The organism is Thermosipho sp. 1074 (genome assembly GCF_001999655.1).
In the GTDB taxonomy this organism is placed as follows: domain Bacteria; phylum Thermotogota; class Thermotogae; order Thermotogales; family Fervidobacteriaceae; genus Thermosipho; species Thermosipho affectus.
The window spans coordinates 1-4,777 of record NZ_LBEX01000019.1; the positions used below are offsets into that span (position 1 = coordinate 1).

General features: G+C 59.1%; 3 rRNA genes. All 3 read right to left on the reverse strand.

Features of this window, described 5'->3' with window-relative positions:
- Nucleotides 1-12 precede the first annotated feature (12 nt).
- A 5S ribosomal RNA gene (gene rrf, locus XO08_RS09230) occupies nt 13-129 on the reverse strand.
- Nucleotides 130-168: 39 nt separating this feature from the next.
- Nucleotides 169-3,115, reverse strand: a 23S ribosomal RNA gene (locus tag XO08_RS09235).
- Nucleotides 3,116-3,188: 73 nt separating this feature from the next.
- Nucleotides 3,189-4,765: ribosomal RNA gene (locus XO08_RS09240) — 16S ribosomal RNA — on the reverse strand.
- Together the 16S, 23S and 5S rRNA genes form the textbook arrangement of a ribosomal RNA operon.
- Nucleotides 4,766-4,777 lie beyond the last annotated feature (12 nt).

Genomic DNA, 4,777 nt, shown 5'->3' on the forward strand with positions numbered 1-4,777 from the left:
AAAAAAAATAAACCCGGGCGATACCTACTCTCGCAAGGGGCGTACCCCTTACTACCATCGGCCCAAGGCGGCTTAACGGCCGGGTTCGGGATGGAACCGGGTGGTTCCCGCCTTGGTATCGTCACCCGGGAAACCTTTGGTCACTCAAAAATGCATAGGGTTCACGTAGAGGTGAAGGCCTCGGCCGATTAGTACCGGTTGGCTCCACGCATTACTGCGCTTCCACCACCAGCCTATCTAGGTCCTCTTCTCGAACCGGCCTTACTCCTTTTACAGGATGGGAGGTCTCATCTTGGGGCGTGTTTCCCGCTTAGATGCTTTCAGCGGTTATCACTTAGGAGCGTAGCTACCCGGCGTATGCCCTTGGCAGAACAGCCGGTACACCAGTGGCTCCCTCACCCAGGTCCTCTCGTACAATGGGCGAGCCCCCTCAAACCTCCTACGCCCGCAGCAGATAGGGACCGACCTGTCTCACGACGGTCTGAACCCAGCTCACGTACCCCTTTAATAGGCGAACAGCCTAACCCTTGGGACCTGCTTCAGCCCCAGGATGGGATGAGCCGACATCGAGGTGCCGATCCTTGCCGTCGATGTGAACTCTCGGGCAAGACTAGCCTGTTATCCCCGGGGTAACTTTTGTCCGTTGATCGACGACCCTTCCACTCGGAGTCGCCGGGTCACTAGGACCGGGTTTCCCCTCTGCTCGACCCGTCGGTCTCGCAGTCAGCCCAGCTTATGCCCTTGCACTCTACGGTGGATTTCCAACCCACCTGAGCCGAGCTTCGCGCGCCTCCGTTACCCTTTCGGAGGCGACCGCCCCAGTCAAACTACCCACCTGGCACTGTCCCTCGCTTGCTCTTCACAAACGCAGGTTAGAACTCCAGTACACCGAGGGTGGTATCCCACCAGCGGCTCCCCCGACCCTGGCGAGCCGGGTTCTTCGCCTCCCACCTATCCTGTACACAGTGCACCAAAGCCCAATACCAGGCTGCAGTAAAGCTCCACGGGGTCTTTCCGTCTAGCTGCGGGTACTGGGCATCTTCACCCAGATTGAAATTTCACCGGGCCCCCTGCCGAGACAGTGCCCCAGTCGTTACGCCATTCATGCAGGTCGGAACTTACCCGACAAGGAATTTCGCTACCTTAGGACCGTTATAGTTACGGCCGCCGTTTACCGGGGCTTCGGTTCGGGGCTCTCACCCCTCCCCTTAACCTTCCGGCACTGGGCAGGCGTCAGTCCCTATACTTCCTCTTACGAGTTCGCAGAGACCTGTGTTTTTGGTAAACAGTCGCCAGGGCCTTGCCTCTGCAACCGCCTCGGCCTCCCCCAGTTTCCAGGTCTCCCCTTCCCCTGGGTTCAACCTACCGCGGCACCCCTTCTCCCTAAGTTACGGGGTCAATTTGCCGAGTTCCTTGGCAAGGGTTATCCCGCTCCCCTTAGCTTTCTCAGCCCGCCTACCTGTGTCGGTTTGCGGAACGGGCACCCGCATACCAGTTAGCGAGGCTTTTCTCGGCAGTGTGGGATCAGCCCCGTCGGACCATACGGTCCTCCCCTTCACGGCTCAGCTCAGACAGCGGATTTCCCTACTGCCCTCTACGCCTAACCGCTTGGAAGGCCTTGCCACTTGACCTCGGAACTTACCCTCCTGCGTCCCCCCGCTACCTATCAGTATGCAGGTGGTACCGGAATATTAACCGGTTCCCCATCGGCTACCCCTCTCGGGTTCACCTTAGGCCCCGACTAACCCTGGGCGGACGAACCTTCCCCAGGTACCCTTAGGCTTCCGGGGGGAGAGATTCTCACTCTCCTCTCGTTTACTCATGCCTGGATTCTCTCTTCCGCCTCGTCCAGTGGCTCTCTCAAGTCCACCTTCTCCCTATCGCGGAACGCTCCCCTACCACCAGCATATACGCTGATCCGCGGCTTCGGGGGATGGCTTCAGCCCCGGTACATTTTCGGCGCTGTGCGTCTCGACCGGTGAGCTGTTACGCACTCTTTTAATGATGGCTGCTTCTAAGCCAACATCCCGGTTGTCTGGGACGCACAACTTCCTTCCACACTTAGCCATCTCTCCGGGCCCTTAGCCGTCGGTCTGGGTTGTTCCCCTCTCGTCTGTGGAGCTTATCCCCCACAGGCTCACTCCCAAGATTTGTGTGCAGGCATTCGTAGTTTGACAGGGGTTGGAGGTCACCCCCCTAGCCCTATCAGCGCCCTACCTCCTGCACAGACCTCTTGAGGCTGCACCTAAATGCATTTCGGGGAGAACCAGCTATCACCAGGTTCGGTTAGCTTTTCACTCCTACCCACAGCTCATCCGAGGATGTCTCACAATCCACCGGTCCGGGCCTCCAGTAGGTTTTACCCTACCTTCACCCTGGCCATGGGTAGCTCACCCGGCTTCGGGCCTGCCGCACCTGACTCCTCGCCCTATTCAGACTCGCTTTCGCTACGGCTCCACCTCTACCGGCTTAACCTCGCCAGGTACGACAACTCCCAGGCTCATTAATCAAAAGGCACGCCGTCACCCCTATACGGAGCTCCGACTTCTTGTAGGCACGCAGTTTCAGGTCTCTTTCACTCCCCTTCCGGGGTGCTTTTCACCTTTCCCTCACGGTACTGGATCCTCTATCGGTCGGCAGGGAGTATTTAGCCTTGGAGGGTGGTCCCCCCTGATTCCCACGGGATTCCTCGTGCCCCGTGGTACTCGGGATCAAGCCCCAGAGAGTCCTTACCCTTTCGCCTACGGGACTTTCACCCTCTCCGGTAGGCCTTCCCAGACCTTTCGGCTAGAGTAAGAATTTTTCACTCCCCGGCTCACGCCCGGACTTGTCCCACTACCCCGACGATCCCTCGCCGGTTTAGGCTCCTCCCCTTTCGATCGCCTCTACTCAGGGAATCTCGTTTGATTTCTCCTCCTCGGGGTACTGAGATGTTTCACTTCCCCCGGTTCGCCCCCTCTCGGGTGTGTAGCCTCACCAGCTACACAGGTTGCCCCATTCGGGTATCCCGGGATCTACGCTCGCTTGCAGCTCCCCCAGGCTTTTCGCAGCTTGCCACGCCCTTCTTCGCCTCCTGCCGCCTAGGCATCCACTGCGCGCCCTTATCACCTTCACCTCTACTTCCCCTATGCATTTTTCAATGACCATGCCACTCAAAAATAGATAGCAGCTCCGCTTACTCTCCTTAGAAAGGAGGTGATCCAGGCGCACCTTCCGGTACACCTACCTTGTTACGACTTCGCCCCCCTCGCCAGCCTCGCCCTCAGTAGCCCCCCTCCTTCTCAGGTTGGAGTAACCACCTTCGGGCGCTGCCAACTCGGGTGGCGTGACGGGCGGTGTGTACAAACCCCGGGAACGTATTCACCGCGGCGTGGCTGATCCGCGATTACTAGCGATTCCGACTTCATGCAGGCGAGTTTCAGCCTGCAATCCGTACTGCGAGTGGGTTTCAGGGTTTCGCTCACCATCACTGGCTCGCCTCCCGCTGTCCCACCCATTGTAGCGCGTGTGTCGCCCAGAGCATAAGGGGCACGAGTATCTGACGTCATCCCCTCCTTCCTCCGGCTCGTCGCCGGCAGTCCCCTTAGAGTCCCCGGCCTAACCGCTGGCAACTAAGGGCAGGGGTTGCGCTCGTTGCGGGACTTAACCCAACACCTCACGGCACGAGCTGACGACGACCGTGCACCACCTGTGCCGGCTCCCTCACCTCTCGGCGAGAGTCCCTCCCCTTTCGGGTCAGTACCACCAGCATGTCAAGCCCTGGTAAGGTTCTTGGCTTAGCGTCCAATTAAACCACACGCTCCACCGCTTGTGCGGGGTCCCGTCAATTCCTTTGAGTTTCACCCTTGCGGGCATACTCCCCAGGCGGCCCACTTATCGCGTTCGCTTCAGCACGGAGGAATCACTCCCCCACACCTAGTGGGCATCGTTTACGGCTAGGACTACCCGGGTATCTAATCCGGTTCGCTCCCCTAGCTTTCGGGCCTCAGCGTCAGGTACGGCCCAGGAGACCGGCTTCCCCACCGGCGTTCCTGCTGATATCTACGGATTTCACCCCTACACCAGCAGTTCCGTCTCCCTCTACCGCCCTCAAGTCGCGTGGTTTCCAGCGCAGTTCCACAGTTGAGCCGTGGCTTTTCACACCGGACTTCCACGACCGCCTACGCCCCCTTTACGCCCAGTAAATCCGGGTAACGCTCGCCCCCTACGTATTACCGCGGCTGCTGGCACGTAGTTAGCCGGGGCTTCCTAGTGGGATACCGTCATCGGTAAGACTTTCCACTCCTTACCTTATTCGTCTCCCACCACAGCGGTTTACACCCCGAAGGGCTCCTTCCCGCACGCGGCGTCGCTGGATCAGGCTTCCGCCCATTGTCCAATATCCCCCACTGCTGCCTCCCGTAGGAGTAGGACCCGTGTCTCAGTGCCCTTGTGGCCGGCCATCCTCTCAGACCGGCTATCCGTCGTAGGCTTGGTGAGCCTTTACCTCACCAACTACCTGATGGAACGCAGGCCCATCCCTCAGCAGAGCTTTACGCCCCTTTCTTCGCTAGTACCTCTCCCTAGCGAACGTATGGGGTATTAGCTGCAGTTTCCCACAGTTATCCCCCTCTGAAGGGTAGGTCACCTACGCGTTACTCACCCGTCCGCCGCTCAGTCTACTAACCTTCACCCCGAAGGACTCCAGTTAGCAGCTTCGCTCGACTTGCATGTGTAAGGCACGCCGCCAGCGTTCACCCTGAGCCAGGATCAAACCCTCCATCTCTATCTCGGGCTC